Source organism: Paenibacillus phyllosphaerae, from assembly GCF_014192105.1.
In the GTDB taxonomy this organism is placed as follows: Bacteria; Bacillota; Bacilli; order Paenibacillales; family Paenibacillaceae; genus Paenibacillus_Z; species Paenibacillus_Z phyllosphaerae.
In genome coordinates, this window is sequence record NZ_JACHXK010000018.1 from 112,574 (window position 1) to 126,835 (window position 14,262).

A 14,262-nucleotide genomic window follows, 5' to 3' on the forward strand; every position below is an offset into this window, starting at 1 on the left:
ATATGAATTAACAAAATTATATCATTGCTCGTTTCTATTCGACAATTTGATATTCCGTTTTTTCTGCTTTATACCATTCTAACTTGTAAGATGCTCAAGAAAATAAAGAAGCGGTTAGACTTTTCGTGGTTGAATAGTGTGCGGTGGGACATGTAAGGACATACAGGATAATGTAGGAGGACTCGTGATTACGGTTACGGCGAAAGAAATCGCAGGCCTATACTTTGTTCCTGAACCGACCGCCGCCCATCGGAACGTTCAGCAAATCATAGGTTTGCAGCATCGCGTGTCCCCATTGTATCGCCTCCGAAAACCGAGCTGCGAATATTCTTGACTTTTATTTAGCACACTGTGTAAGATAAGGACCATATTCATACGGCCATTATCAAAGACATGATTCCCTTATCGGACTGACCAGAGAGAGAGGCGATTGCTGCGAGCCTCTTCAGTTGTCGAATGTGGAGTTACCCCTTTGTAGCCGCGGCTTGGAACCCACTCCCTTCCAAAAGGGTGCGTCATTATAAGCCGCCGCATCGTCCCCGTTAACGGATGCTAATGAAGGATCTGAAGCCGCCAGCACCGAGGAAACTCTTGTGCATGAAGCGAGTCGAAGATCGAATTAGGGTGGAACCACGAGTTGAACGCACTCGTCCCTTGCTGGATGAGAGGCGTTTTTTTGCGTTCAATAATTCCAATTTACGAGAAATGGAGGCTTAATCATGGAACAGATTCATGTAACGATGCCAGATGGAACAAGCAGGAGGTTTAATCAAACCACGACCCTTGCACAAGTCGCGGAGTCGATTGGTAAGGGACTAGCAAAACAAGCAATTGCGGGGAAAATCAATGGCACGCGCATGGATCTGAACCAGACGATTGCCCCGGATAGTCACGTTGAGATCATAACATTGGAATCACCTGAGGGTTTGGAGATTCTGCGTCACTCTACAGCGCATGTATTAGCGCAGGCATTAAAACGTCTATATGGAGAGCAAGCTGTTAAGCTTGCAATCGGACCAGTTATCGAAGGCGGCTATTATTACGACGTAGAGATGAATAGACCGTTATCTTCAGATGATCTAGTGGGCATTGAGCGGGAAATGCAAAGAATAGTGCAAGAGAACTTGTCGTTCTCTCGTCACGTCATTAGTCGAGAGGATGCACGATCTCTGTTTACAGAGCGTGTTGAGACATATAAGGTGGAGCTCCTACATGCTTTACCAGAGGATTCGGTAATCACGCTGTATTCGCAAGGCGAGTTCACAGATTTATGCCGTGGACCGCATTTACCGTCCACTGGGTGGATCAAGGCGTTCAAGCTGTTGAGCGTGGCTGGTGCATATTGGCGAGGTAATTCAAGCAACAAAATGCTACAACGGATATACGGCACAGCGTTTGCAAAGAAGCCCGCACTTGACGAACATCTGCACATGCTAGAGGAAGCTCGAAAACGCGATCATCGTAAAATCGCTAAAGAGCTAGAGCTATTCATGTTCTCAGAGGAAGCGCCAGGCATGCCGTTCTATCTTCCAAATGGAATGATTATACGCACGGAGCTTGAAGACTTCGCGCGTAAGGTTCAACGAAAACTAGAGTACAAGGAAGTCCGAACGCCACTCATGATGAATAACCGGATCTGGGAGCAATCCGGTCATTGGGATCATTATAAGGATAATATGTATTTCACGAATGTGGACGACACAACTTACGCCCTTAAGCCAATGAACTGCCCAGGACATATGCTTATTTATAAGGACCGGCGCCATTCCTATAGGGAACTTCCGATTCGACTGTCTGAATTTGGACAGGTGCACCGTCACGAGTTCTCTGGCGCTCTTGGCGGTATGACTCGGGTGCGTACCTTCTGCCAGGACGACGCGCATCTCTTTGTACTACCGGACCAGATTGAAGAAGAAATTAGTCGTGTCATTGACCTGATCGACTACATTTACAGTATTTTTGGCTTCTCGTATGAGATTGAGCTATCGACTCGTCCAGAGGATTCGATGGGGTCCGATGAGCTTTGGACGCAAGCCGAAGAGTCCCTTCGTAGTGTACTTACAAAGCGTGGTGTATCATACAGGCTCAATGAAGGGGACGGAGCCTTTTATGGGCCGAAGATCGACTTTCACATTCAAGATGCCCTTAAACGAAGTTGGCAGTGTGGTACGATCCAGTTGGATTTCCAGATGCCGGAGAAATTTGATCTTAGCTATATTGGTGAAGATAACGGCAAGCATCGTCCTGTTGTCATTCACCGCGCCGTTTATGGCTCTATAGACCGCTTTATCGGAATTCTAACCGAGCATTATGCAGGTGCTTTCCCGTTATGGCTAGCACCGGTACAAGTGAGAATCTTGCCGGTTTCGGAGCGGTATGTGGAGTATGCTTATAACGTTAAACAAGCACTTGCTGAAGCGGGAATCCGAATTGAGGTCGACAGCCGAAATGAGAAGCTAGGCTACAAGATTCGGGAAGCCCAACTGCAAAAGACCCCCTATATGGCCATTGTTGGTGAGAATGAAATGAATACATCAAAGCTGTCAGTGCGGAAGCGGGGAACAGATGTTAGCGACAGCATGAATGTTACTGTATTTATTGAAAGCTTGATGGAGGAGTTGGCTGATAAACGCTAGCCCCCATAACAAAAAACTTAAAATAATAGTGTATTTGGTTAATTGAACTAGGGAGGGCTGCAGTGATAGCTACTCCCTATTTTATTTGATCATCGGAGAGATAAATATTTGTGGCCACGGAGAACCAGCGCCGCGACTATGCTAGCAAGGCAATAAGATTCTTTGAGCAGTTGTGCATAGGGAAGCGAGTTGGAAATGGATAAAGTGTAGAAATCCTCCGGCTTTCAGAAGATAAAATGGGATTTTCATCAATTGGCCAAATTTGATTTCAGACCCAAAATCAGCGCAAAGGCAGTCAAAAACAACATATTGTCCGCTTGTCATGAAGAATTGTCAAAGCCGCTTGAGCCGTGAAGTTAAGCGGTTTCAAGCGAATGCGGAAACGACATATTTACATGCCTTACAAGCTCGCCTATCGTTAAGGTCAGGAAGGGGAGATTGTATGCGGGAAACGAATGCCGGCCTATCAGGCGGCGCAGCGACGGCCCACCGACATATGGGGAACCGGACGCTATGGAAGCGAATCGTACGGAACTGGGAATTGTACATTCTTATTGCACCTGCGTTTTTCTACTTTCTCATTTTCTGCTACGGACCGATGTACGGCATCCAGATTGCCTTCAAGAATTACATACCTACCAAAGGGGTGATGGGAAGCCCTTGGATCGGCTTCGATCACTTCGAACGCTTCTTTCATTCCTATTATTTCTGGGATCTGATCTGGAACACGCTGAGCATCAGCTTATACGAGCTGGCAATCGGCTTCCCGATTCCGATCATCCTGGCGCTGGCCTTCAACGAAGTACGGCAAGGGTTCTTCAAAAAGATGGCTCAGACGGTCACGTATGCGCCGCACTTCATATCCGTCGTCGTCATGGCAGGGATGATCATCACCTTTCTGTCGCCCTCCACGGGTATGGTGGTACGGCTCGTCGAGGCACTCGGTTTCGACAGTCCGGCATTCCTGACCGATCCCCGTTGGTTCAAGACGATGTACGTATTTTCGGGCGTGTGGCAAAGTGCGGGCTGGGGGACGATCATCTACTTGGCCGCCCTGGCTGGCGTAGATCCAAGTCTGCACGAAGCGGCAGTCATCGACGGGGCTTCGCGCTTCCAGCGCGTACGCCATATTAACATCCCCGTGCTGGTACCGACGATGACCATTCTCTTGATTTTGAACATGGGCAGCTTGTTCGGCGTCGGGTTTGAGAAGATATTATTGCTTCAAAATCCGCTCAATATGGAAGCCTCCGACGTCATCTCAACCTTCGTCTACCGCTCCGGTCTCGAGGACGCCCAGTACAGCTTCTCGACGGCGATCGGCTTGTTCAACTCCGTCGTCAATGCGGCACTCCTGCTGCTCGTGAACGGAATCGTTCGCCGAACGAGCGAGAACAGTTTGTGGTAGGAGGGTGCACATGACAAGCGGCATTAAAGAAACGCGGCGCGACCGAATCTTTTTAATCTGCAATTATGTATACGTTTTCTTAGCGTTCCTGATCGTGTTTTATCCCGTGGCGTATATCGTCAGCGCATCGATCAGCGATCCGAAGACCGTCGCATCCGGCGAAATGTGGCTGTGGCCAAAGGGCATCACGTTCGACGGGTACCAAAGGGTATTCGAGAATGCGAATATATGGAGGGGCTACGGTAACACGATTCTCTATACGCTGGTCGGCACGGTAGTCAATTTGCTCGTCACGCTGCCAGCCGCCTATGCGCTCAGCCGGCGGGACTTCGTCGGACGCGGCTTCTTCACCGGCATGTTCATGGTGACCATGTTTTTCGGCGGCGGCCTTGTGCCAACGTATCTGCTCGTGAAAGGGCTAGGCATGGTCGATACGATGTGGGCACTGATCATTCCGTCAGCCGTCTCCATCTGGAACATTATCGTCTCGCGTACGTTCTTCCAAAGCTCCATTCCAATCGAGCTTCAGGAGGCGGCACAGATCGACGGCTCTACGAACATGCATCTATTCGTGAGGATCGTGCTGCCTTTGTCGATGCCCATCATAGCCGTAATGGCGCTCTTTTATGGCGTAGGCAACTGGAACAGCTATTTCTCGGCGCTCATTTACTTGAATGATTCCGCCAAATACCCGCTTCAGCTTATCCTGCGCCAGATTCTGGTCCTGCAGGAGATGGGCGCTCAGGGCGGCGGGGCGATCGACGCCTCCACGGCTGCAGCGATGAATACGAAGGCAGAGGTCGCGGCCTTGGTCAAATACGCCGTCATCATCGTGGCGACGGTACCGGTTATCCTGATTTATCCGTTCCTTCAGCGTTATTTCGTCCAAGGTGTTATGATTGGTTCCGTTAAGGGCTGATCGTTATCCATAACCAAATTAAAGGGAGAGGTTCGCATGCAAAATCTTCGAAAAGCGTCATCCATTTTGCTTTGTCTGACCCTGACCGCATCCATGTTGGCCGCTTGCAGCTCGACCAATAACGAAGAGAAGAACCAGCCGAACACGGAAGCGGGTACGGATACCGGCAAGGAAGACACGGGGACGGAAGGCGTTAAGAAAGAAGGTTTCCCGATCGTGGAGGAACCGCTCACCCTTACGATGATGTCGCAGGATGCGGGGGTAGCGGACTGGAACACGATGCCGGTACTCCAAGAGATGGAGAAGTTATCCGGCATGAAGTTCAAATTTCAGCTCGCGCCGATCGACAGCTTCGCTTCCAAGAAGAACCTCGTCTTTGCAAGCGGCGACTTGCCAGACGTCTTCTATGCGGCTGATCTGAAACCGGCCGAGCAGGTTACTTACGGCTCGCAGGGCGTGCTTATCCCGCTGGAGAAATACATCGATGAGGGCTACGCGCCCAACATCAAGAAAATATTCGACGACAATCCTGACATCCGCAAGTCGTTCACGACGCCGGACGGCCATATCTACGCATTGCCGTACATCGATCTCTCCGCGGTGTGGTACCGTTCGCCGATGTGGTACAACGGGAAATTCTTACAAGCCTTGAACGTCACAGAGCTGCCGAAGACGACCGAGGAGCTGTACAGCTTCTTAAAGCGCGTGAAAGAGGAAGATCCTAACGGTAACGGAAAAAAGGACGAAATTCCGCTCACCTCGGTCAAGCTAGACGATCTGCGTATGTATTTCTTCGGGTTCTGGGGCATGTACGATGAGGTCATTTATGCGGATAAAGAAGGCAAAGTGCATTATTCACCGCAGGAGGAAGGCTACAAAGGTTACCTGACGTTCATGAACCGGCTATGGAACGAAGAGCTGCTCGATCATGAGACATTCTCTCAAACGCCGGACCAGAAGAAGGCCAAAGGACAGAACAACCAAATTGGGGTATTCAACGATTACTTCCCGTACTTCACGCTTGGCGGTGAGCCAAGCGGCGATAATCCGCTCATGACTCCGGTTGCCAGCGAGATTACAGGGTCGCCCGTCTACGGCAAGCATCCAGGCATCTCTGCCAACGGCACGTTCGCGATCTCGAGCAATAACCCGAATCCGGAAGCAACCATGCGCTGGGTCGATTACCTGTACGGCTACGAAGGCTCGACGCTCTTTAACCAAGGGCCGGAGAACCTGTTGTGGAAATACAAGAACAAAGACGCGCACGAGAAGGAATGGCTGCCGGTTCCGGGAGGCGGCGACCGTGAGGAGTATCGCGGGAAGATTACCCCGAACTTCGGGATCCTCACGCCGGGAGTCAACTTGAGCGAGCTGAACAACGGGCTCAGAAGCGACTTCGATGCGTGGATTGACAAGGAAAACGCCGCGAAGCTGACACCGATTGGCAAGGCGCCGTTCCGCAATGTCTATCTGACGACAGAGGAACAAAGCGAGGCGACGGCACTGCTGTCCGATCTCAATACCTATGTGCAGCAAATGGAAGCCAAGTTCGTCACGGGCCAGGAACCGCTAGCCAATTGGGACAAATACGTCGCGCAAATCAAGCAGATGGGCGGCGACCGGATTGCCGAGCTCTACCAAGGCGCATACGATCGATAACCGATAAGACAAACGAATAGCGGCAATGACAAAGGAAGCCAACCGATCGGACCCTCTAGGCCGGCAGTTGGCTTCCCTCGTTACTCGTCGTCTACATCCAGTACGGCCCCGGCACGAAAGCCTTGCCCGTGCATTTTTCGATACTGGCCTGGCGTGCACCCGGTTTCCTTCTTGAATTTGCGGATGAAATTCGGCGTGTCCAAGTAGCCTACCTTCACAATAATATCTTTGAGCGGATCACTAGTCGTTTCTAGCTGATGCTTGACCTGCTCCATCCGTTTCTTCCAGATGTACGTGAGGAAGTTAACGCCTGTCTTCTCCTTAAAGGATCGACTGAGATGGGAAGGCGAGATGCCAAACTCGAAAGCGATCGTCTCTAAGCTTAGATTCATATCGCAGTAGTGCGTGTCGATATAAGCGGCGATCCGTTCGATGACCGACTGCTCTTCCTTCTGGGTACGTTGCTCGACCTGCTTGCAGATCTTAGCGGCCAGCCGGAGGAGTCCTCGCTCGAGCTCATCCAGGGAGCTGCTGTAGAGCATGTTTGGCGCGATTCCTTGAACTAGGCTGTGATGCCCCAGCTCCGAGGCCGTCTTAAGCATGGTATTGAGCAGGTCGGCCCCAATGCAGCGAACGAGCAATGCGGAGAGACCGGACGATTGCAGGTTTGATACAGCCTCTCGGATGATCTGGGCGGTTACGTCGTAACTTCCTTGCTTCAAGCTTTGCGACAGTTTCATCAGCGTGCCGCCCGGGATCCAGACATCCTGCTCCGACGCATAGGAAAGCTTCTCGAAATAAGTGACGGTGCCATTGCCTGTCGATAGCCGCAGCTCAAAGGCCGAGCAAGCTTCGATAAAGGACTGGTTCAGCTGATCCGGGCTTGCATAGCAGGAGCCGACTCCGATGCTAGGGATGAAATCGAACGTCTCCAGCATCGTGCCGCGAACCGCTTCCACGATCCGGCTCACCTGCACGAAGGCATCTGCCTCATAGCCTTGATTGAAGCTGATGATGAGGCCGAATTGATCCGGCTGAGACAGCTCAACGCCGTAGCCGTAGGCGGCAAGCTCCGGAAATTCCAGCTGGGCGAGCATCTCGCTCCTTTCCCGGCGCGACCGCGGCTCGTCGTCATCGCTCAGCTGCCAGCCGAGCACCATGACAAAATGGTGTGAGCGATCAAACGCGAGATTGAACGCATCCAACAGCTCCGGAGTCAGGCTCTGGGCATTACCGTACTTGAGCAGCAGCGACAGAAAGTGGTTCCGGGCGAACGGCTCCTGCAAATCGATCCTCGAGCTGTACGTTTGCAGAGCGTTGCGTATATGGTCCAGCTCGTTGCCACCTTTCTTCGACGGTAATGGTTCGTTATTGGAGCGAGCGGCATGCGACTTGGACGCTGCGAACTCCACCAGCATCGAAATCGGTTGATACTGGGCTCGCGCCAAGAGCACCGCAATCGCGGCGCCGGCAATGACCACGATGAAGAACAGCATCATGATGAAGCTGCGCACATGGAGCACGCTGCTGAAGAATTGGGCGCTCGGCATCATCGTTACGTAGCTAAAGCCATTATGATCCGACTTAACGGAGATGATGGAATGAGCTTTTCCGCCGATTTTCCGGTCATGAATGCCGGGAGAAAGCGAATCAAACAGCGAATGCAGTTCTGTGTCGCCCAGTTCTTCGCCTTGTCTGTTGCCGACCAGGACTCGACCCTTGTTGTCAAGGATATAGGTCAGTCCCTTATAGTTGCCGAGAATCAAATCGATCAGGCTTGTTAACTCGGATTCCTTAATCAGATACATGACCGTGCCGTGCGGATTCGGATTGTTGGGCGTAATCGGATTCAGGTAGGCGAGCATCGAATCTTGCCGCCCGTTTGGATTGCTGACCATGTCGGCCGGGCGCATCGTTGGGAACTTGGTCTCATTCAGATCCATGAAGAGCGTTTCCTTGTCCCAATTGCGGAAGAGGGTGTTCTTCGCAAATACCTCATAATTATTCAAGCCAATGCTTGAGTAAATTTTCTGGTCGCCATGAAAATACAGGTACAGCTCGCCGATGATGGAGCTTGTTGCTTTGTATTGGTCGAGTGCCTGGATGGCCTCACCGCTGGTGATGGGATCGTGCACCCGATAGGGAGTAAGGCGCTCGTCGTAAGAGATGCGGGAGGCGATCTCGCCAAGCTCCTTCATCCGCCCATCGATGATGACCTTCGCTTGGGTCAACTGCGCTAGGGAAGACTGTTCAATTTCGGAGCGAAGATTCGTTACGGCGTTGCGGTAGACAAACAGGGTCAGAAACAGCAAGGGGATCAGCAGGATAAACATGTAGGACGATATGTATTTGACGAAAAGCTTGGATTTAAAGTAGGTCATTCTTATCCAGTCTGCCTCCTTTTCAATTCCATGCTGCATGAATGTTTACATGATACCAACAAAACGGCGGTTTGAACATAGCAGTAAAGGAAACGCTTCCAAAATTAGAGTGACAACCGGGTGGATCCACTTTTGAGCGAGAACAGGTTCAGGAAAACCGCGATTTCGGAGGGAAAGCTATGGAGGGAGACGATCGTATGACCGCAAGCAAGTCCGCTGTATTCGGACTGGATACAACCGCTTTGGAGCGGACCGAGCGTAAATTCCGGATCAAAGCGGCGGCCGCTAAGGCTAGGGCGCAGGAACTGCTGGGCGTATTTGATGAGCCGCTGACCGAGGAAGAGTTGTGGGCAATGAAATACTTGTATGCGTATATGCCGATTAATGACATGGCCGACTATAATGGCGAATTATTCCTTAGTCATGTCCGCCGGACGCTCGCGATTCGCCGTAAGATGCCCTGGGGGGCGCGCGTTCCGGATGGCCTCTTCCTGCATTTCGTTCTCCCTTACCGGGTCAATACGGAGAATATCGAGGACTCGCGCGGCATGCTGCACGATATGCTGGCTCCCCGCACGGCCTCGCTCTCTATGGCGGATGCTATCCTTGAGACGAATTATTGGTGCCACGAGAAGGCGACGTACATCGGCAGCGATCTGCGGACGATGTCGCCGCTTACGATGATCCGCAATGCACGCGGCCGTTGCGGCGAGGAATCGACGCTCGCGGTCGCGGCGCTGCGGAGTATCGGTATTCCTGCGAGGCAAGTTTACACTCCGCGCTGGGCACACTGCGACGATAATCATGCGTGGGTAGAAGCCTGGGCAGACGGGAACTGGTATTATTTCGGCGCATGCGAACCGGAGGCCCGACTCAATCAAGGGTGGTTCACTCCGCCTGCAAGGCGCGCCATGCTCGTCAATACGCGAATTTTAGCCGACTATTCGGGCCCGGAGGACATTACGCTCGCCGCGGAATGGTTTACCGAGATCAATCTGCTAGAGAATTACGCGCAAGCGCGGACGGTGACCGTCCGCGTGAAGAATGCGCAAGGCATGCCCGTTGTTGGAGCGGACGTGTATTTCGAACTCTATAATTTCGCGGAGTTCTATCCCATTGCCTCGCTCAAGACGAACGAACGGGGTGAAGCGGCATTCAAGAGCGGCTATGGCGATCTCGTTATCCGAGCGGTTCAAGGTGGCCAATGGGGGGAAACGAAGCGTGAAGGCGGTGCTATTACAACCGTAATCGAGATCGTGATCGACAGTAGCGAGCAGCCTTGCGATTCTCGGGATATCGAAATTGTACCGCCACCAGAGCTCGAAGGGGTGGAAGCAGAGCCAATAGATGGGAAGCAGATGGAGCGGCATAACCGGCGTCTGGAAGAGGGCAGCGCGATCAGAGCTGCTTATGAGGCGACGTTCCTTGGTGAAACGGAAGCGAGGCATCTCGCGCAGTCTAAGGGATTTTCAGAAGAACGGGTATGGAACCTGCTGCGCAAGGCGCGTGGAAACAGCCAAGAAATCGCCGCCTTCCTGAGCGGGAGCGCCGCAAGTTATGGGGAGTGGCCGCTACGCCTTCTCGAGAGCTTGAATGAGAAAGATCTTGCGGATACGTTCACCCCAACATTAGACGATCATCTGTTCCAGTCGCTGGCGGTACGCGGCGAGCTGGCCGATGAGCTGTTCGTCCCTTACGTCCTGTGCCCTCGCGTGCTGCACGAGATGATCGTGCCCTATAAGCGCTTCTTTCAGGAGGCGTTCGGAGGAGAGCAGCAAGTGACGTACCAGGCCGATCCCCAGGCCCTTGCCTCATGGCTGGGCGAAGCGTTCGAGCTGTGGGAAGATATGCCGAACCTAAAGGGCAAGGGCAATCCAGTGGGGGCGTATAAGCTGATGAAAGGTGATCCCATCACCCGAGCAATCGTGTTCGTGTCGGCTTGTCGAAGCTTGGGCATTCCGGCGCGGCTGCATCCGAGCGAGCTGAAGCCGCAGTTTTGGCAGCGCGGTGGTTGGGAAGACGCATGCTTCATGGGTGCGACTTTCCTAGAGGGTGCCTCTCCGAGCGAGACAGCTCAGGGATCGGGTCTGCTGCTCTTCCTTCGTGATCCTGCAGCCGATTCTTCCGCACCGGAGGCTTCCTATATGGAGAACTTTACCTTTGCCCGTCTGGAAAAAGGGATCTATAAAACGCTGCTATACCCGCACAGCACAAGCGATGTGTATGAGCGGCCGTTCGAGGTAGAACCTGGCGCGTATCGGCTGACGACAGGCGTTCGCCACAAGGATGGCTCCGTGCTCGCAAGATGGACGTACTTCACGGTTCAAAAGGGCGAACGAACGGACGTAACGCTCACGTTTAGGCAGGATGCGGCAGCCATTCCTCGGTTGGGTACGTTGAATATGGCCGCCAAACTTACGGTGCCGGACGGGAGTGGTCAAACACTTGGAGAACTGGTCGGCATCCAATGCGCGATCGTGGCATGGATCGAGCCCGAGCGCGAGCCGACGAAGCATCTGCTGCGTGAGCTGGCGGAACTTGCGGAGCCGCTCGAGGAGCTATGCATGCCGGTCATTCTCATCATCGGCGACCGGGAATGGGTGTCTTCGCTTACGCACAGCGGATTTCCCGGCTTGCCGTCACGCGTTCGATTTGTCCGAGATTCCACATTCGAGGCGCTGCCGTCGGTAAGCGAAGCGGGATATCCCTATCTCTTCGTCTTGGATGGCGGGCACGCGATTCGCTATCGGTCTTCGGGGTATCGCATCGGAGCGGGGAAGGAAGCGCTCAGGATCCTGACTCTCATTACGGCCAATGGAGCTGAAGGAGGAAAGAGAGATGAATAAGCGGACATATATCGTGGCTGGCTATGTGAGCGGCGACAAGCTGCAGGAGGTGACCGCGGAGGACTGCCGGAAGTTGACGCATCTGAACATTGCGTTTGGTCATGTAAGGGAGGATGCGATCTGCGTTGAACACTTAGGTCATCTAGGGCATCTCCAGTTACTCAAGCGCGACCATCCGGAGCTTAAGATTTTGCTGTCTGTTGGCGGCTGGAGCGCAGGGGGTTTCTCCGAAGCGGCTTCGACCGAAGCGGGAAGAGCGCGCATGGCCGAGGCCGCGCTTCGCATTCTTCGGGAGCATCCGTTCGACGGCATTGACCTGGACTGGGAGTACCCGTGCTACGGGGTGGCAGGCATTGCGGCAAGTCCCAACGATAAGAAGAATTTTACGCTGCTCATCCAGACGATGCGGGAAGCGCTGGACCAACATGGAACGTTAGAAGGCCGACATTACCTGCTGACGATCGCTGCGGGCGCTGACAGCTATTATGTGGATGGGACGGAGATGCATGAGGTCCAGCGGTATCTGGATTTTGTTCAGTTGATGACCTACGATATGCGTGGCGGATTTCAGAATTTAACGGGACACCATACGAATCTGTATACGCCGACCGGGGACCTGTTTCGAATCAGCGTCGAGGCTTCCGTCGAACTATTCATAAGAGCCGGTGTCCCGCGCGAGAAGCTCGTGATCGGAGCCGCTTTCTATTCTCGGATATGGAAGGGGGTACCGGACCGTAACCAGGGATTATACCAGATGGCGGAAACGACCGGCGGATACGGACCCGATTTCACAGAGCTGGTCGCCGCGTACATCGGCAAGAACGGCTATACCCGGCATTGGGACGAGGAAGCCTGCGCGCCGTTTTTATTTAATGGCAACAGCCTAATCTCTTACGACGACGAAGAATCGATTCGGCACAAATGCGGTTTCATCAATAACAACGGGTTGGCCGGTATCATGTTCTGGGAATACAGCTGTGATGGCACGCATCGGCTGCTTACGACGATGCACGACAATTTGACGTAAGGCCAAGGGCCGTCCGATGGGCGGTCTTTTGACGTTAGCACACCTTTAACAAGAGGGTGGGGCTAACGCTTCTCGCGTTGGCCTCCCTGCGGCATATCAAACGCGCAGGACCATGAGGTCTTGCGCGAGGGCCCTGAGGCAGAATTAGAATTAATGCAATTGGCAACTGAAGTGTTTAAGAGATTGGATATACCTATATGAACCCGATCTGATTATAGTTGGCGGGGCAGCGTCTTCAATTAACACTAAACTATAAGGAAAGCGGCTTAACTTCCCGAAAGAACCATTTGTATACGGACCGAACCGCATAAACCATAATCACCATCGATAAAAATGTGTCGTACCAGTCCCATTGCAAATACTTAATCAGCAGCGTGTACTTTTCAATGAAATACTCCGCCAAGGTGAATGCGCCCATGGTCGTGATATAGTACAATAACTTGATCGAGAGGCGGCTATCCTTAGGATAATAAATATTGAAGAATACACATATAACCGGAAGGATCAAAAACTCAAAGGAAAAGCTCGTGGCATTTGCCTTGTGCATTTCCCTAACCGGATATTGGATCCAACCGATCTCTACGACAAGCAGGCCGAGGAGCCAAGCAGGCAACTGCGTAAAGAAGTAAATGAAAGAGGCTTTGCGGATCAGCTGCTTCGGCACGAAAAAAATTGAAATCAGGGTTACGCCCCATATGCTTCCGAGAATTATCCTTTCGATGACATACATCGATCTATTCCTCCGCAACGATTTCCTTCTTGAAGAACCAAGAGATATAGAGATGGCATCCCGCAAATTGAAGAAAATTTCTCACATACCCGTTAGCAAGTCTCGAGAATTCCGTCCCTCCAAGGAATTTGTAGATGTCCGAATATTTTGCTGTAAAGTAAATAAACCACACCATGATCGATACGAACAGGATGTAGTGCATGATTTTTGTGAATAAGCTTCTTTTATCCGGGAATAGAAGGATAAACCACGTAAAGAGCATCGGATAAAAAATAAATTGCGGCACGAAATTCACCTCAGTGGCGCGTTGAAACTCCCTGATGGGGAGTGCGGAAGAAAGGTAGATAGAGCCAGCGAAAAAGTGTCGGATGACAAGAACTAGACTCCTTATTATAAGCATTTTTCCCTGTAATTGGTTATGGACATGATTGGAAACCAATCTCTATAATAGTGAACGAATGAGCCTATTTAGCGTTCGCTATTGAAGAAGGGGGAACACGTTTCATGCAGCAACGCCATCGCATACCCTCTCATCTTTTTGTATTCATAGGATGTTATTTGCTTATCCAATGTTTCGCGGCTGTTCTTCTGCCTCGCAGCAGCATTCTACCTTATCTCATGCTCATAGGCGCACCTTTGATTGTCATCGCGTTCCT

Annotated in this window: 9 protein-coding genes; 6 read left to right on the forward strand and 3 right to left on the reverse strand. The window is 52.0% G+C overall.

Translation table 11 applies throughout. From position 1 onward, the window contains the following. The first annotated feature begins 719 nt into the window (after positions 1-719). From thrS to FHS18_RS26870, 4 genes are all read left to right on the forward strand, one after another. Entirely contained in the window at positions 720-2,636 is a 1,917-nt protein-coding gene (gene thrS / locus FHS18_RS26855) for a threonine--tRNA ligase (RefSeq protein ID WP_183603465.1), read from the forward strand. A gap of 496 nt (positions 2,637-3,132) precedes the next feature. After that, a complete protein-coding gene (locus tag FHS18_RS26860; RefSeq protein ID WP_246427938.1) occupies positions 3,133-4,044 on the forward strand; it encodes an ABC transporter permease in 912 nt (303 codons plus the stop codon). 10 nt (positions 4,045-4,054) lie between these two features. Continuing rightward, positions 4,055-4,963, forward strand: coding sequence for a carbohydrate ABC transporter permease (locus FHS18_RS26865; protein ID WP_183603467.1), 909 nt, complete (start codon positions 4,055-4,057; stop codon positions 4,961-4,963). Positions 4,964-4,999: 36 nt separating this feature from the next. Beyond that, positions 5,000-6,622, forward strand: a complete 1,623-nt coding sequence (locus tag FHS18_RS26870) for an extracellular solute-binding protein (protein WP_183603468.1) — start codon at positions 5,000-5,002, stop codon at positions 6,620-6,622. 80 nt (positions 6,623-6,702) lie between these two features. Here FHS18_RS26870 and FHS18_RS26875 read toward each other — a convergent pair whose 3' ends face one another. Beyond that, positions 6,703-9,003, reverse strand: a complete 2,301-nt coding sequence (locus FHS18_RS26875; RefSeq protein ID WP_246427930.1) for a helix-turn-helix domain-containing protein — start codon at positions 9,001-9,003, stop codon at positions 6,703-6,705. 197 nt (positions 9,004-9,200) lie between these two features. Between FHS18_RS26875 and FHS18_RS26880 the strand changes: the two genes are divergently transcribed. Next, positions 9,201-11,849, forward strand: coding sequence for a transglutaminase-like domain-containing protein (locus FHS18_RS26880; RefSeq protein ID WP_183603469.1), 2,649 nt, complete (start codon positions 9,201-9,203; stop codon positions 11,847-11,849). Beyond that, positions 11,842-12,876 carry a glycoside hydrolase family 18 protein gene (locus tag FHS18_RS26885; protein ID WP_183603470.1) on the forward strand — a complete coding sequence of 345 codons (1,035 nt, stop codon included), beginning with the start codon at positions 11,842-11,844 and terminating at the stop codon, positions 12,874-12,876. Before FHS18_RS26880 ends, FHS18_RS26885 begins: the two co-directional genes overlap by 8 nt. Before the next feature lie 250 nt (positions 12,877-13,126). On the opposite strand, the gene FHS18_RS26890 is transcribed toward FHS18_RS26885, so the two are convergent. Then, positions 13,127-13,606 carry a CBO0543 family protein gene (locus FHS18_RS26890; RefSeq protein ID WP_183603471.1) on the reverse strand — a complete coding sequence of 160 codons (480 nt, stop codon included), beginning with the start codon at positions 13,604-13,606 and terminating at the stop codon, positions 13,127-13,129. Between the two features lie 4 nt (positions 13,607-13,610). After that, positions 13,611-14,006, reverse strand: coding sequence for a CBO0543 family protein (locus FHS18_RS35460; RefSeq protein WP_354471599.1), 396 nt, complete (start codon positions 14,004-14,006; stop codon positions 13,611-13,613). Positions 14,007-14,262: the final 256 nt, after the last annotated feature.